This window comes from uncultured Cohaesibacter sp. (genome assembly GCF_963556055.3).
Taxonomy (GTDB): Bacteria; Pseudomonadota; Alphaproteobacteria; order Rhizobiales; family Cohaesibacteraceae; genus Cohaesibacter.
Genome location: NZ_CAUVYE020000008.1, coordinates 423,337 through 443,752, shown reverse-complemented (window position 1 = coordinate 443,752; position 20,416 = coordinate 423,337). Strand labels below are relative to the sequence as shown.

20 protein-coding genes and 1 other RNA gene are annotated in these 20,416 nt (G+C 54.9%); 12 read left to right on the top strand and 9 right to left on the bottom strand.

Annotated features, from left to right (window positions below; genetic code table 11):
• Positions 1-543 precede the first annotated feature (543 nt).
• From ACHZB8_RS04170 to ACHZB8_RS04130, 9 genes are all read left to right on the top strand, one after another.
• Positions 544-1,068 carry a PAS domain-containing protein gene (locus ACHZB8_RS04170; protein ID WP_316858873.1) on the top strand — a complete coding sequence of 175 codons (525 nt, stop codon included), beginning with the start codon at positions 544-546 and terminating at the stop codon, positions 1,066-1,068.
• Positions 1,069-1,318: 250 nt separating this feature from the next.
• Positions 1,319-2,173 carry a 2,3,4,5-tetrahydropyridine-2,6-dicarboxylate N-succinyltransferase gene (gene dapD / locus ACHZB8_RS04165; protein ID WP_316858872.1) on the top strand — a complete coding sequence of 285 codons (855 nt, stop codon included), beginning with the start codon at positions 1,319-1,321 and terminating at the stop codon, positions 2,171-2,173.
• A 143-nt stretch (positions 2,174-2,316) separates the two neighbouring features.
• Complete coding sequence (locus ACHZB8_RS04160) at positions 2,317-2,574, top strand: hypothetical protein (protein WP_316858871.1); 258 nt, start codon at positions 2,317-2,319, stop codon at positions 2,572-2,574.
• The gene (locus ACHZB8_RS04155; RefSeq protein WP_316858869.1) at positions 2,528-2,947 is read left to right on the top strand and encodes a MerR family transcriptional regulator; all 420 of its coding nucleotides are present in this window, start codon (positions 2,528-2,530) and stop codon (positions 2,945-2,947) included. The genes ACHZB8_RS04160 and ACHZB8_RS04155 overlap by 47 nt, the downstream gene beginning before the upstream one ends.
• The gene (locus ACHZB8_RS04150; protein WP_316858868.1) at positions 2,901-3,317 is read left to right on the top strand and encodes a carboxymuconolactone decarboxylase family protein; all 417 of its coding nucleotides are present in this window, start codon (positions 2,901-2,903) and stop codon (positions 3,315-3,317) included. The genes ACHZB8_RS04155 and ACHZB8_RS04150 overlap by 47 nt, the downstream gene beginning before the upstream one ends.
• Positions 3,318-3,549: 232 nt before the next feature.
• Positions 3,550-4,077 carry a DUF805 domain-containing protein gene (locus tag ACHZB8_RS04145; protein WP_316858867.1) on the top strand — a complete coding sequence of 176 codons (528 nt, stop codon included), beginning with the start codon at positions 3,550-3,552 and terminating at the stop codon, positions 4,075-4,077.
• An 8-nt stretch (positions 4,078-4,085) separates the two neighbouring features.
• The gene (msrB, locus tag ACHZB8_RS04140) at positions 4,086-4,574 is read left to right on the top strand and encodes a peptide-methionine (R)-S-oxide reductase MsrB (RefSeq protein WP_316858866.1); all 489 of its coding nucleotides are present in this window, start codon (positions 4,086-4,088) and stop codon (positions 4,572-4,574) included.
• A gap of 285 nt (positions 4,575-4,859) precedes the next feature.
• Complete coding sequence (gene dapE / locus ACHZB8_RS04135; protein ID WP_316859197.1) at positions 4,860-6,041, top strand: succinyl-diaminopimelate desuccinylase; 1,182 nt, start codon at positions 4,860-4,862, stop codon at positions 6,039-6,041.
• 82 nt (positions 6,042-6,123) lie between these two features.
• On the top strand, positions 6,124-6,699 hold the full coding sequence (locus ACHZB8_RS04130; RefSeq protein WP_316858865.1) for a hypothetical protein: 576 nt from the start codon (positions 6,124-6,126) through the stop codon (positions 6,697-6,699).
• Positions 6,700-6,774: 75 nt separating this feature from the next.
• Here the strand turns inward: ACHZB8_RS04130 and truA are convergent, their stop codons facing one another.
• From truA to def, 3 genes are all read right to left on the bottom strand, one after another.
• Positions 6,775-7,569 carry a tRNA pseudouridine(38-40) synthase TruA gene (gene truA / locus ACHZB8_RS04125; RefSeq protein WP_316858864.1) on the bottom strand — a complete coding sequence of 265 codons (795 nt, stop codon included), beginning with the start codon at positions 7,567-7,569 and terminating at the stop codon, positions 6,775-6,777.
• 20 nt (positions 7,570-7,589) lie between these two features.
• Positions 7,590-8,516 (bottom strand): methionyl-tRNA formyltransferase, encoded by a 927-nt coding sequence (gene fmt, locus ACHZB8_RS04120; protein WP_316859196.1) that lies wholly within the window; start codon positions 8,514-8,516, stop codon positions 7,590-7,592.
• Between the two features lie 80 nt (positions 8,517-8,596).
• Positions 8,597-9,115: a peptide deformylase gene (def, locus tag ACHZB8_RS04115; protein WP_316859195.1), complete on the bottom strand. Its 519-nt coding sequence runs from the start codon at positions 9,113-9,115 to the stop codon at positions 8,597-8,599.
• A gap of 159 nt (positions 9,116-9,274) precedes the next feature.
• Between def and ACHZB8_RS04110 the strand changes: the two genes are divergently transcribed.
• Positions 9,275-10,600, top strand: a complete 1,326-nt coding sequence (locus ACHZB8_RS04110) for a DNA recombination protein RmuC (RefSeq protein WP_394706083.1) — start codon at positions 9,275-9,277, stop codon at positions 10,598-10,600.
• A 44-nt stretch (positions 10,601-10,644) separates the two neighbouring features.
• Here the strand turns inward: ACHZB8_RS04110 and recR are convergent, their stop codons facing one another.
• The 4 genes from recR to ffs form a co-directional block, all read right to left on the bottom strand.
• The gene (recR, locus tag ACHZB8_RS04105; protein ID WP_316858863.1) at positions 10,645-11,289 is read right to left on the bottom strand and encodes a recombination mediator RecR; all 645 of its coding nucleotides are present in this window, start codon (positions 11,287-11,289) and stop codon (positions 10,645-10,647) included.
• A gap of 103 nt (positions 11,290-11,392) precedes the next feature.
• Positions 11,393-11,713, bottom strand: coding sequence for a YbaB/EbfC family nucleoid-associated protein (locus ACHZB8_RS04100; protein WP_316858862.1), 321 nt, complete (start codon positions 11,711-11,713; stop codon positions 11,393-11,395).
• A 67-nt stretch (positions 11,714-11,780) separates the two neighbouring features.
• Positions 11,781-13,811, bottom strand: coding sequence for a DNA polymerase III subunit gamma/tau (locus ACHZB8_RS04095; RefSeq protein ID WP_394706082.1), 2,031 nt, complete (start codon positions 13,809-13,811; stop codon positions 11,781-11,783).
• A 230-nt stretch (positions 13,812-14,041) separates the two neighbouring features.
• Positions 14,042-14,138: signal recognition particle sRNA small type (gene ffs / locus ACHZB8_RS04090), an RNA gene on the bottom strand.
• Positions 14,139-14,334: 196 nt separating this feature from the next.
• On the opposite strand from ffs, the gene ACHZB8_RS04085 reads away from it, so the two are divergent.
• Both ACHZB8_RS04085 and nudC read left to right on the top strand, forming a co-directional pair.
• Positions 14,335-14,742, top strand: a complete 408-nt coding sequence (locus tag ACHZB8_RS04085) for an HIT family protein (protein WP_316858860.1) — start codon at positions 14,335-14,337, stop codon at positions 14,740-14,742.
• 82 nt (positions 14,743-14,824) lie between these two features.
• Positions 14,825-15,841: an NAD(+) diphosphatase gene (nudC, locus tag ACHZB8_RS04080; RefSeq protein WP_316858859.1), complete on the top strand. Its 1,017-nt coding sequence runs from the start codon at positions 14,825-14,827 to the stop codon at positions 15,839-15,841.
• Here nudC and ACHZB8_RS04075 read toward each other — a convergent pair.
• Complete coding sequence (locus ACHZB8_RS04075; protein WP_316858858.1) at positions 15,838-16,974, bottom strand: acyltransferase; 1,137 nt, start codon at positions 16,972-16,974, stop codon at positions 15,838-15,840. The genes nudC and ACHZB8_RS04075 overlap by 4 nt on opposite strands.
• A 200-nt stretch (positions 16,975-17,174) precedes the next feature.
• The gene (locus tag ACHZB8_RS04070) at positions 17,175-19,721 is read right to left on the bottom strand and encodes an EAL domain-containing protein (protein ID WP_316858857.1); all 2,547 of its coding nucleotides are present in this window, start codon (positions 19,719-19,721) and stop codon (positions 17,175-17,177) included.
• Positions 19,722-20,416 lie beyond the last annotated feature (695 nt).

The window sequence follows — 20,416 nt, the reverse complement described above, 5'->3', positions numbered from 1 at the left end:
CCTAATCTTCAAATCAATTCACGAAATCTTGATCGCTCATATCCTGCAAAGCTGTCATTCTGCCAGCGACGACTTGCCGCCGGTCTGTCACCCTTATGTTGGGTATTCGCATGAATGAGCACCTTATTTCCGCCAAGAATGAGCCCTAGACTCGCTAACACTCTTTCTACTTGCCTCTATGGAAAGAAACAAGACCAAAGACTTGGGCGCCAGTAAAAATTAAGTACTAGCAAACTCAAGTCAACTATTGGCATTTCTCATCGCAGTTCAGAAAAGTATCTGCAACGAAAGTGACCATCTGACTCAATAAAATGCAGATATTTTAGGCATTTGGATTTTTTGAAAGTTTTTTTGTTTATTTCTCCGAAATTCTCACTATTTTTTAGAACTTCTTAAGTCATGATGTCGGCTGACCCTCCCACAGCTTAACGCAGTCAGCCGGGTCATGGACCCCCAGCGCGAAAGGAACGCGCAAAAAACAGGGCCATATTGTCAAACCGGGCAAGCCCGCCCGGAGGCAATGGCTCAACTATGGAGACCGGAATGACAATAAAAATCTCCCCCACCGGCATTGAAAAACGATTTGGTGATTCCGAAATTCTTGTGAGCAGAACGGATAAAACTGGCCATATCACCTATTGCAACGCGTTTTTCCGGGATTTCACCGGATATGAAAGCCAGTCCCTTCTGGGACAGCCGCACAGTTGCATGCGCCACCCAGACATGCCGCGCGCAATTTTCAAGATCATCTGGGATACGCTGGAAGCCAACACGGAGGCTTTCGCCTATGTCCAGAATCTGACCACCAGTGGTGATCACTATTGGTGCTTTGCGCATATGACACCACTATATGACGACAAGCTCGAGCTCTCAGGTTATCAGGCTTCGCGCCGGGTGCCGAACCATACAGTGGTGCGCGATACCATCGAGCCGCTCTATCAGGAACTTCGAACCATAGAGACGAAAATCAAGGACAAGAACGAGGCGCTTCAAGCCAGCACCGAGCATCTCGAAACCCTTCTCAAGGACAAATCGACCTCCTACAGAAACTTCATCCTCTCGCTTTAGGCGGAAATGACAGGGGATTTGCCCCAAGGGTAAGCAGTTTGAAGACCGGCATACTCAATGCCGGTCTTTTTTGATGATTCCAAACAATGCCCTTGGACAATATCGAGCATTTTACGTACTTCCGTGATTGACTTCACCGGCAGGTTGCTTATGGTCTGCGGCGAATACCAAGGCATTCGAGACCCGTCTTCCCATCTGGTCGATTGCCGTTCCCATTGAAACAACCATTTGATTATCGAAAGCGAATGACATGACCCCTGTTGACTTGACTGCGCTTCAAAATGTGATCGAAGAGGGATTTGACGCCCGCGATACCATTTCGAACAATACCACCGGTGAAATTCGCGATGCGGTCGAAAAGGCCCTGACACTGCTCGACAATGGCCATTTGCGTGTCGCCCAAAAGGAAGCTGACGGCGAATGGGTTGTCAACCAGTGGCTCAAGAAAGCGGTTCTGCTTTCTTTCCGCCTCAATGCAATGGAAGTCATCAAGGGTGGTCCGAATGATGCGACCTGGTGGGACAAGGTGCCATCCAAATTCGAAGGCTGGGGCGGTCTGGACTTCGAGAAGGCCGGTTTCCGCGCTGTCCCGAACTGCACCGTTCGTCGCTCGGCTTTCATCGGCAAGGGCGTGGTGCTGATGCCGTCCTTCGTCAATCTGGGGGCCTATGTTGATGAAGGCACCATGGTCGACACCTGGGCAACGGTCGGCTCCTGCGCCCAGATTGGCAAGCATGTGCACATCTCGGGTGGTGCTGGCATCGGCGGCGTTCTGGAGCCGCTTCAGGCCGGTCCCGTGATCATCGAAGACAACTGCTTCATTGGTGCTCGCGCCGAGGTGGCCGAAGGTGTGATCGTGCGCGAAGGCTCCGTTCTGTCGATGGGCGTCTATCTTGGTGCCTCCACCAAGATCATCGACCGGACCACCGGTGAGCTCTTCATGGGCGAAGTTCCGCCCTACTCTGTTGTCGTCTCGGGCACCATGCCGGGCAAACCGCTGCCTGATGGCACACCGGGCCCGAACCTCTATTGTGCCGTTATCGTCAAACGCGTCGATGAGCGGACCCGCTCTAAAACCTCGATCAACGATCTTCTGCGCGACTGACCTCTGCAAAAACCAATCATGCCGTTCATCCCGCCTTCCCTTGAAGGCGGGATTTTTTTTGAAGTCTGCTCTTGACCTAGAGTGCGCTCTAGCAGCTAAATAGTTTTGTCGGTACTTCCACTGATTTCTTTCAGGAGACAATGATGACCGACATCAAGCTTTCTGGTCTGACCGATCCGGCCGCAATGCTCGCCATTGCCTACCGGCCCGGCATGCGGGCAACGCGCGCCTTTTCGCCACCTGCACCCAACAGACTTGCGACCCGCTCCGCCGGGCAAGCACCAAGCTGTGACCATTCTCACGCTTGCCCGTCCCTGCCCCTCACACCTTCGAGAGATTGCCTGGAGACCCTTTATGAAAATTGGAGATCTGTCCCGCCATTGCGGTTTATCGATCCATAGCATCCGCTATTACGAAAAGATCGGCCTCCTTCCTCCCGCGCATCGCGATGCAGGAGGCCGCAGGCAATATAGCATGGAGATTGCCGGCTGGCTGTCATTCCTGAAGTCTCTCAAGGCAACGGGGATGGGCATTTCAGACATGGTGCGTTATGCCCAGCTGCGCGAAATGGGACCTCAGACGGCGCGTGAACGCCGGCAGATGCTTGAGCGTCAAAGGATCAAGGTTCTTCGGCAGATCGACACTCTCAAAGCAACATTGCCTGTTCTGGACACCAAGATTGAAACCTATCTGGATTTGGAAAAAGCCAGCATGATGGAGGCTGATCATGAACAGCAAACAAACACAATCCCTCTTGTCGGCAGAGCAAAATGACGCTCTTTCGAGAGGGCGGGCCTATTGCGCGGATCATCATCCGCATCTGGAAGCGATGCTTTCGGACTGGTTCGATGACATGCTGCCGGACTTTTCCGAAAGCCTCATCGAATGGGCCTATGGGCGGCACTATTCGCGTCCGGGGCTCGATACCAGGACCCGCCAACTTGCCACGCTCGCCGCGCTTACAGTTCTGGGCGGGCAGACCGCACCACAATTGAAAATCAATATCGAACACAGTCTCGCAGTCGGTGCGAGCAAACGGGAAATCGTCGAGGTCATTTGGCAAATGGCCGTCTATGGCGGACTGCCTGCGGCGATCAATGGCCTATCCGTTGCAAAAGAAGTCTTTGCCGAACACACGCCTTGATCGGACAATGGCCAAAAGGGCTGGCGCCCTGCATTTTCTTTCGAATGCGGGGCGCTTGGCTGACCTCTCGGCATGCTTGTCCCCCTCACTTTTGTCTAGCATGGCCTTAAAGACTTTGGCTTTCATTGCCCAGCACCGCACCACAGGCTACGATGACAGCCAACGGCAGGATATGGCTGCTGGTCGCATTGCCGTAATGGCGCAATCTCAGAGCATATGCGGGGGGTCTGGCATGACATTTGACGGCTTGTTGTTCGACAGCAGGGGAGAGATCGGGCGCAAGGCCTTCTGGCAGGCGCATCTGATCCTGTTTCCCATGGAAGCGTTCGCGGCCGTGCTGTTCCGCGTGCATGAAAATGCCCTGTGCACGCAGGACCCCGCGACAGCACTTGGCAAGGTCTATTATGGCGCACTTGGCGTCATGGCCCTCACTTTCCTGTTCATGTGGTATTGCGTCGTGATCAAGCGCCTGAGGCAGATGGGCCGGGGACATGCGAGCTTCTTCGCCTATGCGGTCCCGATCCTGCTGACGCTTTCCGCTCTCGCCCCGCATGTGCCGCTTTCCTGTTCCGTCGGCTTTTCAGACCGGTTGATCTATCTCACTCCGATCATTCCTTTCTGGCTGATCTACTTTTACGATCTGGGCGTGCGCACGCGCAAGACACGCCAAAGTGAACAGTCCGATAGCCAAAGTGAGTTAACGGCCCCACCCGAAAATGATAGGGATGTGCCCAACGCAAACGGGACACAGGAGGCTTAAGTCAGACTATGAAACGCAGAGACTTCATTGGCTACATGTTCAGTGTGACGGCAAGTGCTGTCTTGACCCCACGTGGCGCCGTCGCGGCTCCGTCGGAGGCGTTCGAGATTGAAAAATCCGAAGAGGAATGGCGCAAGATCCTGACGCCGGAGCAATTCGCGATCCTGAGGGAACAGTCGACCGAGCGTGCCTTTTCCAGTGTGCTTAACGACGAGAAGCGAGACGGCACGTTTCATTGCGCGGGCTGCGATCTGCCGCTCTATTCCTCCAAGGCAAAATATGACAGCGGCACCGGATGGCCCAGCTTCTATGAAGCTTTGCCCGATGCGATTGGCACATCGACCGATTTCAAGTTGATTTACCCTCGAACAGAGGTGCATTGCCGGCGCTGTGGCGGGCATTTGGGCCATGTGTTCAATGACGGGCCGAAACCGACAGGCAAACGCCATTGCATCAACGGCGCTGCCATGACCTTCAAGCCCGCCAACCAGTCGTGACGCCGGACATGTAATGCGCGGCATTCACACAGATAAATTGAGTGGCGCGCGTTTGTCCGCCCCCTCTGTGAACCGGCGTTGCCTCGGCACAAGGGCCCTGGGCGTGAAGGCCATGCACTCGGAAAGTCCCGCCTATATTGTGTCAATAGGTCTGCATTTGGTGGAAAGCGAGTTGAAGCTTTTTCAAAGCTTGCTATGCTCTGGGTAAAATCGGCTCCCAAACCACGTGGGGAGCCTTCTTAGTTCATGTCTATAGATTCCCCCCAAATCGAGTGCTTCCACGTCATGACCAACACCCCTTCTGCAACCGACCTTGCCATTTCGCTCATCCAATGCCCAAGCGTAACCCCCAACGAGGGCGGCGCTCTGGCTTTCCTTGATCGGGTCCTTTCCCCTCTGGGGTTTGAGGTGCACCGTCCAACATTTTCCGAAGAAGGTTATCCGGACGTCGAAAACCTGTTTGCCAAGATCTCCGAGGGAGACGGCCCGCATCTGACCTTTGCCGGGCACATCGATGTGGTGCCCACTGGCGATGAAAGCCTGTGGAGCCTTCCACCTTTTGGCGGAGAGATCAAGGATGGCATGCTGTATGGCCGGGGTGCGGCAGACATGAAAGGCGGTGTGGCGGCCTTCGTTGCGGCAGTGCTGAAATTCATCGAACGCCATGGCGAGCCCAAGGGCACGGTTTCCTTTCTGCTTACCGGCGATGAGGAAGGACCGGCCCGCAACGGAACCGTCAAGCTTCTGAAATGGTGCAGCGAGCGGGGCGAACGCTTCTCAGACTGCGTGCTCGGTGAGCCAACCAATCCGGACAAGCTTGGCGAAATGATCAAGGTCGGTCGCCGGGGCAGCCAGTCGGGCACTCTGACGCTGGTCGGCAATCAGGGTCATGTGGCCTATCCGCATCTGGCCCATAACCCGCTGCCTGTTCTGGCCAGAATTGTCGAGCATGTCAGCAAGACACCGCTTGATCATGGCACCGATTTCTTCCAGCCATCCAATCTGGAATTCATTTCCCTTGATACCGGAAACCAGACATGGAACCTCATTCCCAAAGCTGCCACCGCCCGCTTCAATGTGCGCTTCAATGATTTGTGGGATGCCCAGAAGCTGGAGGCTTTTGTTCTGGCGGAAGCGGAAAAATGCCTTCCATCCGATGACTTCAAGCTCAGCATTGCCGTGGAGCCGGACGGCAGCGAGGCGTTTCTGACCAAGTCGGACCTGCTGATCAACCGGTTTTCGGATGCGGTGAAAAGCGTCACCGGCATGACGCCCGGAAAATCCACCGACGGGGGCACCTCGGACGCGCGTTTCATCAAGGATTATTGCCCGGTGATCGAATTCGGCCCCGTGGGCAAGACCATGCACATGATCGACGAACATGTTGCGGTGGAGGATCTTGAACGCCTTTGCGATGTCTATTACGAATTTCTGGTAAATTACTTCCTGCTCAAGGGCGAGAAGTAGAAAAGACACTTCCTGTGCGTGGGGGGGGGCTTGTCTCCCCAACGCTCACATCGCGATCGATCATTCAGGACATTCCGCTCACATGGCCTATATTCTTTATCATCTGGAACTTGTCTGGAGCTTTGTGCGCGGGGATGACGAGGCACTTTACCGGATTGATTCAACACCCCGCGGTGTCGTGCTGTCTTTTCTGGCCATGATCATTGTCGAACCACTGAGCCTGTTTTATGCGTTTCTACTCGGCTTTCTGGACAAGGTGCTGTTCTTTCGCGATGGTGGCCTGCCCTACTATTTCCTGCAATTGCTGCTCGATTGGGGGCTCGCGCCCCTGGTGCTTTATCTTTTCTGCATCCTGTTCGGCTTCCGCGACCGGATCATCCCGCTTATCGTCAGCTACAATTGGCTGAGCGTCATCGTGCTGATGATCACGATCCTGCCCGGCGCTCTGATGACATCGCAACTTGTGGCGGCCCCGATGGCTGTTCTTCTGATGCTCGCAATCTATGGCTTTGCACTCTGGATCGCCTTCCGGCTCTATCGCTTCGTGCTCGCCTGCCCTGCCTCGATGGCCGTGGGGCTTGCCGTCCTGATGCTGATCATCGGAATTTCGTCGGCGGTGTGGCTACAGGACCTGGTGAGCAACAGCCTCGGGGCATGAAGCGCTCTGGGCATCACCCACCATTCCGGACAGACGCAGACACAGTGACACGGGCAAACTGACACGGGCAAAGGATCAGTCCTTCCTGTGCCCCTTCCATGGCTCTTCCGCAATCACGTAATCAACGTCTTCGGGGTAATCGACCTGAGTGAGATAAAGGCCGTCAGGGGGGGCAACCGGCCCACAGGCGCGGCGATCCCGCGCCTCAAGGATCTCGGTGATCCACTCGACCGGCTTGCGCCCGGCACCAACCTCGACCAGCGAGCCAACAAAGGAGCGGATCTGGTTATGCAGGAAGGATCTCGCCATGGCGTCGAGATAAACCCATTCCCCTTCGCGGCTGACGCAGAGTTTTTCCATCGTCCGCCAAGGGCTTTTGGCCTGACAGGCGGTGGCGCGGAAGGTGGTGAAATCATAATGGCCGACAAGACGATCCGCACCCTGTTGCATCACCTCGATATCGATGGGGAAGCTATATTGCCAGGCGCGGCCCATCTCGAAGGTAAGCGGCGCGCGGCGATTGCAAACCCGATAGCGGTAATAGCGCTTTTTTGCCAGAAAGCGGCTATCAAACTGCTCGGTCACCTTCCAGACCTTGAGGACAGCCACACCGGTTTCCTTGAGAAAGAAATTGAGAGCCTCGGTGATTTTCTGGCTGTGCCAGTCGCGCTCAAGATCGAAATGAGCCACCTGCCCGATAGCATGAACACCGCTGTCCGTGCGACCCGCGCCAAACAGGGTGACCCGTTCATGGCTGAAGGTGAACAGCGAATCCTCGATGAGCGCCATGACGGAGGGGGCATTGTCCTGCCTCTGCCACCCTGAAAAGGGTCGTCCGTCATATTCGATCAATAGCTTGTAGCGTGGCATTCTGGCTAAGCGCCCTGTTGTTAGATGATGGTGTCGCCAACCTTGAGATCGGCACCACGCAAGAAGTCATTGGCCTTCATGGCGCCCTTGCCTGCCCGCTGCAATTCGGTGAGCCGGATCGCACCCTCGCCGCAGGCGATGGTCATTGCGTCATCAAGCAGGGTACCTGGCTCGCCTGCTCCATCGGCCAGTTCCGAGCGCAGCAGCTTGACGCGCTGGGCCTTGCCGCGGATCACCATTTCAACCCAGGCACCGGGGAAAGGAGAGAGGCCGCGAATGAGATTATGGATTGTCGCTGCCGGTTCGGCAAAATCAATGCGGGCCTCGGCCTTGTCGATCTTTTTGGCATAGGTCACCCCGTCCTCGATCTGAGGCTGGCACCCCAGCGAGCCACGGGAAAGCGCGGCCAGCGCCCGGACCATCAGGTCGGCACCAAGCACCATCATGCGATCATGAAGATCCTGTGCTGTCATCTGATCCGAGATGGCAATGGTCTCGGACATGCAGATATCGCCAGTATCAAGCCCCTCGTCCATGCGCATGACCTGAACACCGGTTTCCCTGTCACCGGCCATGATCGCACGCTGAATGGGGGCAGCACCGCGCCAACGCGGCAGAAGCGAGCCATGCAGATTGAGACAACCTTCGCGCGGCGCATCGAGAATGGCTTTGGGTAGCAACAGGCCGTAGGCCACGACCACAGCCACATCGGCATCAAGGGCGCGAAAGGCTTCCTGCTCTTCCTCGGATTTGAGTGATGCGGGAGTGAAAACCGGAAGGCCAAGCCGGTCTGCGGCCTGGTGCACCGGGGTCTTGCGCTCTTCCATGCCGCGCCCGGACGGGCGAGGCGGCTGACTGTAGACGGCAACCACTTCGTGGCCCTGTCCGACAATTTCCATCAGGGTCGGGACGGAAAAATCCGGGGTTCCCATAAAGACGACACGCAACATGCTCGGACCTCCGGTCGTTGAAAAGAATTCGATATCCCTGGCGAATGCCCTGTGCTGTTCTGCCGGGCACGTGCCGCTCAAAGGATGTTCTTTTCTTTCTGTTTGGCCAGTTTGGCAAATTTCTTGATCACCCTATCCCGACGCAGCTTGGACAGATAATCGATGAACAGGGCACCATTGAGATGGTCGAATTCATGCTGGGCGCAGGTTGCCCCGACTTCGTCCAGCTCCATCTGCTGTTCCTTGCCGAAGCGATCCAGAAATTTCATAGTGACGATTTTTGGGCGCTCGACCTCGGCATAATAATCGGGAATGGAAAGGCAGCCTTCTTCATGCACATTCAATTCCTCGGACCGGGTAATGATCTCGGGATTGATCATGCAAATAGGATTATTTTCCTCGCGCGAGACATCCATCACGAAGAGACGACGGTCGACGCCAACCTGTATACCCGCAAGGCCGATGCCCGGGGCTTTATACATTGTCTCCAACATGTCATCGATCAGACGGCGCAGATCATCATCAATGCGCTCAACCGGCAGAGACTGCTTTCGCAGGATCGGATCCGGCAATGTTATAATATCCATCACAGCCATGACAGGTGATGTAAGGGTTTCAGCGAAGGGCGTCAATCACAAAGGCGCTCATTTCAGGCGAATTGCAGCTCTTTTCCATGAATAAGCTTACCGATCAAATTTTTGGATTTGTTCCTACTTTGTTTCTTCTTGCGTTCGAATCACCCTATAGTCCCTGGCATGAACGAGATTGTCATTACCCTTGGCCAGCATGGCCTTAGCTTTTTCGAGGTCCTGATGGGGGCGCTGGCCCTTGTCGGGCTTTTGCTCATCTGGCTGCTTGTCAGCTTTTCGCGACAAAATCATGTGCGCGAACAGGAATTGTTCGACGCCCAGCAGCAGGCAAGGGCGCAGCAGGCGCAAGTCGAGGAATTGTCCCGCCTGCAAGCGGAAATGACGGGCCGGATGCAAACCATGTCGGAGATTTTTTCCAGCAGGCAAAGCGAGATGGCCCAGGCTCTGACAAATCGCATGGACGGCATGGGCCATCGCCTGACACAGACCGTGACCAAAAGCCTTACCGACCAGCAGAAGGCGACGGGGGAAAATCTGCGTGCCTTGCATGAGCGGCTGGCGGTCATCGACAAGGCGCAGGGCAACATCACGGAACTGTCTGGCCGGGTTGTCGAATTGCAGCAGATCCTTGCCAACAAACAGACCCGTGGCACCTTCGGGCAGGGGCGGATGGAAGCGATCATCGAGGATGCACTGCCACCGCAATCCTACGATTTCCAGTTCACGCTTTCCAACAAGAACCGGCCCGATTGCGTCATCCATATTCCCAATGACAATGCGGTGTTGGTGATCGATGCCAAATTCCCGCTCGAAGGCTGGACGGCGGTCAAGGAAGCGGCCAATCCGGACGAGGACAAGGCTGCGCGGACGCGGTTCCGCAATGATGTGAAAAAGCATATCAAGGATATTTCCGAGCGCTATTTCATTCCCGGTGAAACGCAGGATACCGCTTTCATGTTCGTGCCTTCCGAAAGCCTGTTCGCCGATCTTCATGAACAGTTTGACGATGTGGTGCAGATTTCCCACCGGGCGCGGGTGGTGATCGTCTCACCTTCTCTGCTGACCCTGTCGATTCAGGTGATTCAGTCGATCCTGAAAGACGCCCGGATGCGCGAGCAGGCTCATATCATTCAGCGTGAAGTGACCTTGCTGGTGGAAGATGTGATGCGGCTTGATGATCGGGTGAGCAAGCTCCAGAACCATTTCACCCAGACCCAGAAGGATGTCGACCAGATTCTCACGTCAACCGGCAAGATCGTCAAACGAGGTCGCAAGATCGAGGAGATCGATGTCAGCGAGGCCGAGCTTGCAGCCATTGCCAAGGAGCTGGAAGAAACGGCCAACGCGAAGCAGGACGAAGGGATCGCAGAGATCGACAAGGCCCTTAGTGCGCCGCTTGCCGCCTCGTCGCAAGCTTCCAAGGCCCAACAGGGCCCTTACGGGATTGCAGGGCCGAAGCCAGAGACAAAAAGCCTGTTTGGTGAGGAGTGACGGAGGCGCAAGCATTGCGCCTGGCAGCAGCTTTCAGTTTACCGTTACTGGAATTCCTTGCGGCTTCTGATCGCCTGCAACAGAGTGCCTTCGTCAAGATAGTCAAGCTCGCCACCGATGGGAACGCCATGGGCGAGTTGTGAGATCTTGATCGGCTCATAGTCGGGATGACTTGCCTTCATTTCCCTGGCCTGCGCCTGTAACTGGTCGGTGATATAGTGCGCGGTGGTCTGGCCTTCGACGGTGGCATTGACCGCCAGAATGATTTCCCTGATTTCGCCGCTGGCGGTGCGTTTGAGGAGACCGGCAATGTTGAGATCATCCGGGCCTACACCATCAAGGGGCGAGAGGGTTCCCCCCAGCACATGATAGGGCGCATTGATGACCGATGCGCGCTCGAGGGCCCAGAGATCAGAGACATCCTCCACGACCACAAGGACAGAAGGATCACGGCGGGCATCTGTGCAGATGGTGCAGGGGCTGGCGCTGTCGACATTGCCGCAAATCTCGCAAACGCCGATTTTCTCGACCGCGGTTGCCATGGCCTCCGAAAGCGGGACCATCAATTGGTCCTTGTTCTTGATCAGATGCAGCGCCACGCGTCGGGCCGAGCGCGGGCCCAGCCCCGGCAAGCGCGACAACAGCTTGATCAGTTTTTCAATTTCCGGACCAGCAACAGAATTGGCCATGATGTTCTTTCCTGCTTTCAGTGAACCCTTTCGGGCATTCACTTTCTGCCAAGAGTACGGCGGTGGGGCGATTGCTGCCCCCTGATTCGCTTGGCAAAGCGCATCAGAATGGCAGATTCATGCCCGCTGGCAGACCCAGATCGCCGGCCATTTCCTGCATCTTTTCCTGCATCATGGCTTCGGCCTTGGCTTTTGCGTCATTGTGGGCAGCGATGATGAGATCTTCCAGAATTTCGGCATCGTCGGCGTTGATCATGGACGGATCGATGGAGAGACCTTTCATTTCGCCCTTGCCGGTCAGTATCACCTTGACCATGTCACCACCGGCAACCCCGGTTGCTTCCATCTGGGCAACCTGTTCCTGCATTTCGGCCATTTTGGATTGCATCTCCTTGGCCTTCTTCATCATTTTCATCATGTCCATGGGACTGTCCTCTTAAAGTCTGTGCTTTTTGGATTGTTCGATAGAATGTCGTTACCGAGCGGGGGGGTCACCGGTCTTCGTCAATACCCAGATCATTGGCATCATCGACCAGAAGCACGGCATCGCCCTCTTCTTCGGGATCTTCAATGACGGGAGCGAGAAACTCCTCTTCGAATTCCCTATTGATTCGCACGTCAACAACCTTGGAGCCGGGGAACATGTCCCTCACCGCATCAACGAGGGGATGGTGGTCGGCCTCTTCGCGGGCCTGCCTTTCCCATTCCTGCTTGCGTTCATGGACGGTGGCTCCGCCGCCATCTTCGACGAGATCGACATACCATCGCTCGCCCGTCCACTCTGCCAATTTGCGCACGAGCTTGTTCTGCAAGGTCTCGCTATCCGCCCCGTCATAGGCGATGACCACGCGCCCCTGTTCGATCTTGACCGGGCGCACGGCCGATTCCAGCGAGTATTTCAGCGCGATATCACGATGCTGCTTGGCGAGCGAAATAAGATCTTCAAAGCGACTGATCACGGGCTTGAGATTGGGCTCCTCTCCGAGCCTGTTCCCGGCGCGGCCCTTGCCCTGATTGGCCTGTCGCGCCATTTTCAATTCGCTCTGACTGGAAACAAGGCGCAAACGGCTGCCGTCTGCCCTGGCTGGCGCGGCCTCGGTGTTTGAAGGTGTGATCTCTTCGGATTGCACCGGCTCGACCTTGCCAACGAGTCTTTCATCCTGTTGGCTGGCACCTTGTGCGCCACCGACCTGCAACATGGCTCTGGGACCACCTTCATCGGGTGGAGAAGCCGGACCTGTTTGTTGTCCCATGGCTTGCGGGGGAGCATTCTTTGCCGGCGGAATGATGGCGTCGGGTGGCGTGGAAGGACCAGACCCGGCCCCGGTGGGCATGGGTGGCCGAAAATCGCGATTGGCGAGCAGGCGCAGAGCTTCATCCGGGCTCGGCAGATCGGCAACATAGGCAAGGCGCACCAGCACCATTTCGGCGGATGCCAACGGACGGGGGGAGGATTGCACCTCGGCCAGACCCTTGAGCAGCATCTGCCAGGCACGAGAGAGAACGCGCACGGAAAGCTTGCCTGCAAAATCGCGCCCCCGGGTCTTTTCCGCCTCTGTTGCCGCTGCCTCGGATGATGCATCGGGGGTCAGCTTCAACCGGGTGACCAGATGAACGAAATCGGCCAGATCCGACAGCACGACGGACGGCTCGGCACCAATGTCATATTGGGCCTTCAATTCTTCGAGCGCCTTGGCGATATCGCCTTCCATGACGGCCTCGAACAGATCGATGATGCGGGCGCGGTCTGCAAGGCCGAGCATTTGCCGGGTGGTCTCGGCGGTGATCTTGCCAGCCCCGTGGGAAATGGCCTGATCCAGAAGAGACAGCGAGTCGCGGGCCGATCCCTCACCGGCCCTTGCAATCATCTGAAGGGCATCTTCCTCGATTTCGACATTCTCCCGGCCGCACAATTTGAGCATATAGTCCGCCATTTCGTGGGCATTGATGCGGCGCAGGTCAAAGCGCTGGCATCGGGAGAGCACCGTGACAGGAACCTTGCGGATCTCGGTCGTCGCGAAGATGAATTTGACATGCTCGGGTGGCTCTTCCAGCGTTTTCAGCAGCCCGTTGAAGGCTGCGGTAGAGAGCATGTGAACCTCGTCGATGATATAGACCTTGTAGCGCGCGGTTACCGGCTTATATTGCGAAGCCTCGATAATCTCGCGAATGTCGTTGATCGAGGTATGTGAGGCGGCATCCATTTCCATGACGTCGACATGATTGCCTGACATGATGGCCTTGCAATGGGTGCCTAGCGCAGACATCTCAATCGTCGGTTCGCTGATTTCGCCGGGAATTTCATAATTGAGCGCACGGGCCAGAATGCGGGCAGTGGTGGTTTTGCCAACACCACGGACACCGGTCAGCATATAGGCCTGAGCAATGCGCCCGGTCTTGAAGGCATTGGTCAGGGTGCGCACCATCGGCCCCTGCCCGATCAGATCGTCAAAGCTCGCAGGGCGATATTTTCGCGCCAATACGCGGTAGCCTTCAACGCTCTGGTGGTCCTGACCGTCCATCTGGGAAATCCCTAAGTGTTCTTGAAATCATGTTGTTGGCTATCCATAGCAGAGGAGAGCGCACCCCGTCACCCATCTTGTCACCTTCAATGCCCCTGTTGTTGACAGGCATCAGCTTGCCAGCCCATCTGCAAGGGAGCAATGCGCAATACAGGAATGGAGTGAGAAGAGACAAAGGGCTAATATTCTCTTCACAATGAAGAGCTAAACCACACAGAACAAGGAGGGAAGTGGAAGGCTGAACAGATGACCCGCTCAAAACTCGTTAGGGCTGCTTCCTTCCGGACCTGACCCGGTTGGCGAGGGGAACGTCCATTGCCAACCTTCCGCCTGTTCATATGTCATTTGTTTGACCGATATGCAAGAGCTAGAAGAGAATCAGTGTAAAAATGCTTCGAATCTTTTACCCGCCCGTCTCTGACAAATTGCAGTAAAACTCTGTAATTAAAAACATATATTCTCCAAGACCGGTTATTTTCCGTGTCATTGGATGCGTCATATTTTGGTAGTAGGAGGACCTTTCATGGCCACATTCACACTCGATCCGCAACTGGAAGCCGACAGCCTGCCGCTCGCCGACCTTGAGCTTTGCACCGTGCGGCTGATGAATGACGCCAACTTTCCATGGCTGTTGATGGTGCCCCGCTGTGATGGCCTTGCCGAACTCATTGATCTGGACCGGACCAAGCAGCATATCCTGATGGACGAGATCGCGCGAATTTCGTCGGCGCTCAAATCGGTTACCGGCTGTGACAAGCTCAATGTTGCCAATCTTGGCAACCAGGTTCGGCAATTGCACATTCATGTCATCGCCCGATTCGAGGGCGACGCGGCATGGGCCGGGCCTGTCTGGGGCAAGCTGCCAGCCAAACCCTACGAGGCAACGGCAGCCGAAGAGCTGATCGAGGCGATCCGCAACGCCCTTGACTGACGCCCTGGATCCCGTCTTTCGACCTTGAGAAAGATACGCAACCATAAAGCGGTCAAACATTTAGAATTGGACCCGTGCCACCATGGACGACTTTTGTTTTTCTGATACAGACTATTTTTCCTCCACCCGCTCCCTGCCCTCCTTTGAAGGGGTCGGCTTTCTCGACAATCGCCTCGATCGCGATACCGAACACCGGACCGAGACCTGCCTTGACGACAATCTGGCTCACAAACAGGCGGGGCTCTATCTTCTGTCGGGTGACACATTGCTGCTGAAGGAGACCGAGACCGGGGGACGTCATCAGGCCATATTCAGCCTTGAAGACGCAAAGGCGCTCGGTGCCGACCTTGACTGTGCCATTTTGCTTGGCACGGATCCGGCCGAAGCGGATGCACCAAGGCTCGCAGCCCCCCTGACAGAGGACGCGGTTACGCGTCTTGAGGGCGAGAAGGGCCAGGCGAGCCTTGAGCTCATGAGCATTCGTCATGTCGGCCTCAACGGCCTTTTGCCGCCTGACCAGTTGGGAGCCGTTGCACAGGCCCGCAGCCTTCTTACCTGGCATGCCAATCATGTCTATTGCGCCAATTGCGGTTCGAAAACCGTGGTCTCCCTCGGTGGAGCACGGCGAGACTGTCCATCCTGCTCGGCCATGCATTTCCCGCGCACGGATCCGGCTGTGATCATGCTGGTCCTTCATCGTGACGAAGAGGGAGTAGAGAGATGCCTGCTTGCCCATCACACCCGTTTCAGCGGACCGATGTATACGACGCTTGCGGGCTACCTGGAGCAGGGTGAGACGATCGAGGCGGCGGTGCGCCGTGAGGTTTTCGAGGAATCCGCGATCAGAGTGGGCGCGGTGCGCTATATGGCGAGCCAGCCATGGCCTTTTCCCTCTTCTCTGATGATCGGCTGTTATGCCGAAGCCCTTTCGACAGAGATCACGGTAGATCCAACCGAGCTGACCGATGCCCGCTGGTTCACGCGGCAGGACGTCCGCACCCTGATGTCCCGGCATGTGGGAGCGGAAGAGCCGCATATTCCGGGCCGCTTTTCCATCGCTGCATGGCTGATCGGAGGATGGGTTGAGATGGGCGACTAGTTGTGAGACGCAGCTGTTCCACGCTCGATGATTTTGGAGTCCCTTGCAGGTGAACGCCGCACCAATGCCAGAATGATCTGGCGGCAAGGGGCTTCGAAATATTTCGCGGACAGATATGCAGTCGTGACTGAAACAACAATCGCGAATATCATCAAGGGAGTGAAGCCGCCGATCTGGCGCGGCTCCAGAAAGTGCATCCATCCCAGCCCGAAAATCGAAATTGCAAAGACCGGGTGCCACATGTAAATCCCGAAAGAAACAAAGGAAATGGGCATCAGGGGCTTTAGATAAGCGGAGCTTTTGGGCGCATTGATTTCCACCTGTGCCGCGATGTAAAGCGCGAAGGCAATAGCGAAAATAGACCAGTATCCCCACGACAGGTCTGCCAACATGACGCCAATGGCCAGTGCCAGTGCCGCCCAGGCAAGCACGTGACTTTTTATCGTCAGCAGCTTCTTAAATGCAAGATTGGCAATGATGGCCCCCAGAACAAAGTCAGCGAAGACCCGATAGGCCCCCCATGTATTGGCTTCCAACCATGTCGGGAATGGCATCAGGCCCCAATAGGTGAGACCTTCCAGAAGGGCCACGACCACAAGCAAAAGAGCCACAAGCCCCTTGAGGCCCGCTTTGCGAAACAGAAAGACAATAAGGGGAAACAAGAGATAACAGAACCACTCTGCCGAAAGAGACCATGACACAAAATTGAATGTCAGGCTGTCGGAAAACCCCCATGCATTGACGAGAAGGAGCTGTTTCATCAGTTCCGACAAGGAATAGTTTTCAACCAGGTTTGTCTCGACAATCCCCGTCGCGGCAACAGCCCAGGCCAAACAGAAGACGGACAGGGTGGCAATGTGAAGCGGATAAAGGCGCGCCAGTCTTCGCAGCACAAACACGCGATAATCTGCCCAACTCGTCAGTTTATCCGAATAATGCACCCAAATGAGCAGGCCGGAGCCGATGAAAAACAAGTCGAGCAAGGGGGAAAGACGTATCATGCTGTCACAGAAGCTTTTCCACGCCGGAGGACCGAATTCGCCGAAATGAAAAAACATCACAAGCAATGCTGCCAGGAGGCGCCAGACCGCAAAAAGCGCAAAAACCGGCCTTTCCTTTTCACTCACCGGCATGCATGTTTCTGATTGTGTCGCGTTCTCAACCACTGGATTTCACATCCCTTCTGGAGCGTGTATCAATATTTCCCACAATTACAAATAATTGCTTTGAATAAAGTTAAGCGCTGACCAGAAAAAGCGGATAAAGGCAGACACATTCTTTCCTTGCACATCTTGAACCACGAAATGCCTTGAACTCGTGGCCAAGCTGCAAACTAGGCAACGTGATTATTTTGGACTTGCACTGAAAGCTGAAGATGATGCTTGAGGAAATCATCCCGGTTCATGGGTTTGGAGAAGGCGTATCCCTGAAGACGGTCAACGCCCATGATACGCAGAATCTCAGCATGCTCCATGGTTTCGATGCCTTCGGCCACTGTGCCAATACCAAGGGTCCTGCCAATATTGATGATGGAGTGGACCAGCTCACGCTGATTTTCGTGGCTGGTGACCGGCAAGATCAATTCGCGATCGATCTTGAGCCGGTTTGGCAGCAAATGTGTCAGGCTGACAATCGACGCGTAGGCTGTGCCAAAATCATCGATTTCGATATCGATCCCCATGTCCCGCAATTGACGGATGTTGGCGGCCACCTGCGCATCGCTTCTATCCAGGAATGTCGATTCAACCAGTTCGAAGGTGAGACCCGTCGGATCGAAATCAAGCTTTTTCAAACTGGGTATCAGATCCGGGTTGCCAAGCCGCTTGGCCGACACATTGACTGAAATCCGTTTGATTTCCAAGTCCTGTTCGGCCCAGTAGTTTCTGGCTTCAAGCGCCTGATCCATGATCAAGGCATCAATCTCGCCGGTAATGCCCATACCTTCGGCCAGTTCGATAAACTGGTCCGGGAAAATCAGCCCGCGCGTTGGATGGTTCCAGCGCGCCAGCGCTTCCGCCCCGATGAGCTTATGGGTCTTGGCGCAATATTGTCCCTGGAAATGAGCGACAAACTCTCTTTCCTCGATACCGCGCATCAGATCGTCGGTCAGTTTCTTGTGATCGCGAGCCTTGTTGAACAGCGGCTGACTGAAGAAGGTATAGCGTGCCTTGCCGCTTTGTTTGGACTGATATAGGGCCAGATCGGCATTGGACCGCAATTTGTCAGGATCGCCCTTCGCATCTGCCCAGTTGGCAATGCCAACGCTGGCGCTCAACCGACAGGCCAGCCCCTTGTAATAATGGGGTTCCTGCAACTCCTGAATAAACTGTTCGGCCAGTTCCTGAGGGCGCTTGCGATCGGTTTTGCTATCGCACAGGAGGACAAATTCATCCCCTCCGACGCGGGCGATGAATTCTCCTTGTCTGCTGATGCGACGCAGGATGTCAGCGGCAAGGATCAACATCCGATCACCAGCGGCGTGACCGAAGCTGTCATTGATCTCCTTGAATCCGTCAAGATCGATCTTGAGGACCCAGCTGTCCGGATCGGGCCCCACGAGGTGGCCCTCTTCCCCTTCCCCGTTCAGATACTGATCAAGATAGCGACGGTTCGGCAATCTGGTCAGGAAGTCATGGCGGGAATTGAATTCAATTCGTGTCTTGGCCTGTTCAAGTTCTCGATAGCGGCGTTCGCTCTCCCCACGCGCCTCGCTCAAGGCCTTTTCTCGTGCCACCTGATCGCTGATGTCCCAGTTGACACCGATGAATTTCTTCAATCCATCGGGACCAGTCCAGCAGAAAGCGGCAATCTTGACGGTCTTGTGTTTTCCATCCGGCGTATGAATGCGGAAAACCGAGCTGAATTGCTTGCCTTGGCCGAGCAGCTTGAAGCCATGCATCGCCACCCTTTCAAGGTCTTCGCCAAGAAATTGTGTTTTCCAGCTACCATTATTGGGATCGTAACTCTCTGAGCGCCCGAAGATCTTCTTCATGCGCAAATCCCATTCGAGATGTTTGGTCGATGCATCATATTCCCAGATGCCCAGCTGCACGGCATCAACCACCAATCCGAGCCGCGTCGTCATCTGGTTCAATTCCGTCTGGCTACGGATGTGCTTGTTCAAATGAGCGACACGTTCCCGCATCAAGCTCGTTACAAACCCGATAGGAACAACGACCAGCAAGAAGGCGATGCAGGCAACAGACCTGATCAGCCAGAAGACACGCGACGGAACGACCCATCCCTCTTTTGGAACCGCAAGCAGCTGCCACTCGCCATAGGCAAGCCTGACTTTCACATAGACCGGATTTTGGTCAAGAATGGCACTGGTGCCAAAAAACAGATCACCGTCAACCCCCTTGCCATCCTTGCCCAGGAAGGCAAAATCGAGATCGTTGTTTCTATAGATACCGGCAAAGCGGTAGATGTTGTCCATGTCAATAACGGAGGACACGACGCCCCAGAAGCTCTTCTCATCTTCCCCGTTTTTTGTAAAGACCGGATACCGGATGATGACTCCACTGCCGCCTTGCACAAGCTTGACCGGGCCTGCAAGGGTGACGCTGCCGGTATCCCTTGCCTTCAGGACCATGTCGCGTTGTTCCTTTGCCTTGCGATAGTCCAGGCCAATTACCCCCTCATTGCCCATGCGTGGGTAAATCTTGTCGACAACCAGGTTCGGAGCCGTTGCGATGGCCCTCATTGACGAATATTCATGAAACAGGCGGCTCGCAAGCTCGTTGAAGCGCTTCTCATCCATGTTCGGCTCTGTCGCAACAACACTGGAAAAGACGCGACCGCTTTCGAGATTTGCGACGAAAGCTCCCCCCAAGGTCAAAGCAATCTCATTTACGCGTTCATGAACATCATTGCGCATCATTTGAAGATATGTTTTTTTACTTAGATTTTCCGCAACCACAGTCACCACGAGAATGGCAATGGTTGCTATCAACACAGGCAGGCTGGCTACATTCCAAAGACGATGTTTAATATTTGACCAGCTTTGAAAGACGGTTTTACTTCTGAATTTCATCTGTTCTTTGGCCCTGTTTTTTTATCTAACTTCGCAGGGTAAGATTAAAAGGTTGAAAAATTGTGAGTTTCACAATTCTCCATGGAAACCGCCCTTTTTACAGCCGTTAGCATGCTGTTTACTTGTAATAATATTTGGTAAATATTTGATTTTGTGCCAGTTTCATTTGCTTTGGCTATAATTATTCTACTTGTTAGTTTTAACTAACAATCACTACAACTTTTTAGTTAGTCTTCAATCAACTTCTCTTTTCAATTTCTCAAGACGCCGGATGAAGACAGAAATCGCCATCCAAAGGTTGGCTTGTGCGCCATTGCGGTACTGCTCCCGCTGCAAACTCGATCCTCCATCGGGTGCAACCGACATTCAAGGCGTTGCCGACCCGGCGGTGTCTCTGAAACAGGTCATGCCAGACACCTGTTTCGTGGGCGTTTTGTCACCGTGTCAGACAAATAGATATCTCAAGATTTCTTCTTGTTTCTGCGTGTGCATGATAATCTGGCCATATTGGTTTGGCTTCAAAGGAAATGGCCCGATGAAAT

Coding starts and splice junctions, on each gene's coding strand:
- ACHZB8_RS04170 (WP_316858873.1), top strand. CDS start 544: ATGACAATAAAAATCTCCCCCACCGGCATTGAAAAACGATTTGGTGAT.
- dapD (WP_316858872.1), top strand. CDS start 1,319: ATGACCCCTGTTGACTTGACTGCGCTTCAAAATGTGATCGAAGAGGGA.
- ACHZB8_RS04160 (WP_316858871.1), top strand. CDS start 2,317: ATGACCGACATCAAGCTTTCTGGTCTGACCGATCCGGCCGCAATGCTC.
- ACHZB8_RS04155 (WP_316858869.1), top strand. CDS start 2,528: ATGAAAATTGGAGATCTGTCCCGCCATTGCGGTTTATCGATCCATAGC.
- ACHZB8_RS04150 (WP_316858868.1), top strand. CDS start 2,901: ATGAACAGCAAACAAACACAATCCCTCTTGTCGGCAGAGCAAAATGAC.
- ACHZB8_RS04145 (WP_316858867.1), top strand. CDS start 3,550: ATGACATTTGACGGCTTGTTGTTCGACAGCAGGGGAGAGATCGGGCGC.
- msrB (WP_316858866.1), top strand. CDS start 4,086: ATGAAACGCAGAGACTTCATTGGCTACATGTTCAGTGTGACGGCAAGT.
- dapE (WP_316859197.1), top strand. CDS start 4,860: ATGACCAACACCCCTTCTGCAACCGACCTTGCCATTTCGCTCATCCAA.
- ACHZB8_RS04130 (WP_316858865.1), top strand. CDS start 6,124: ATGGCCTATATTCTTTATCATCTGGAACTTGTCTGGAGCTTTGTGCGC.
- truA (WP_316858864.1), bottom strand. CDS start 7,569: ATGCCACGCTACAAGCTATTGATCGAATATGACGGACGACCCTTTTCA.
- def (WP_316859195.1), bottom strand. CDS start 9,115: ATGGCTGTGATGGATATTATAACATTGCCGGATCCGATCCTGCGAAAG.
- ACHZB8_RS04110 (WP_394706083.1), top strand. CDS start 9,275: ATGAACGAGATTGTCATTACCCTTGGCCAGCATGGCCTTAGCTTTTTC.
- recR (WP_316858863.1), bottom strand. CDS start 11,289: ATGGCCAATTCTGTTGCTGGTCCGGAAATTGAAAAACTGATCAAGCTG.
- ACHZB8_RS04100 (WP_316858862.1), bottom strand. CDS start 11,713: ATGGACATGATGAAAATGATGAAGAAGGCCAAGGAGATGCAATCCAAA.
- ACHZB8_RS04095 (WP_394706082.1), bottom strand. CDS start 13,811: ATGGACGGTCAGGACCACCAGAGCGTTGAAGGCTACCGCGTATTGGCG.
- ACHZB8_RS04085 (WP_316858860.1), top strand. CDS start 14,335: ATGGCCACATTCACACTCGATCCGCAACTGGAAGCCGACAGCCTGCCG.
- nudC (WP_316858859.1), top strand. CDS start 14,825: ATGGACGACTTTTGTTTTTCTGATACAGACTATTTTTCCTCCACCCGC.
- ACHZB8_RS04075 (WP_316858858.1), bottom strand. CDS start 16,974: ATGCCGGTGAGTGAAAAGGAAAGGCCGGTTTTTGCGCTTTTTGCGGTC.
- ACHZB8_RS04070 (WP_316858857.1), bottom strand. CDS start 19,721: ATGATGCGCAATGATGTTCATGAACGCGTAAATGAGATTGCTTTGACC.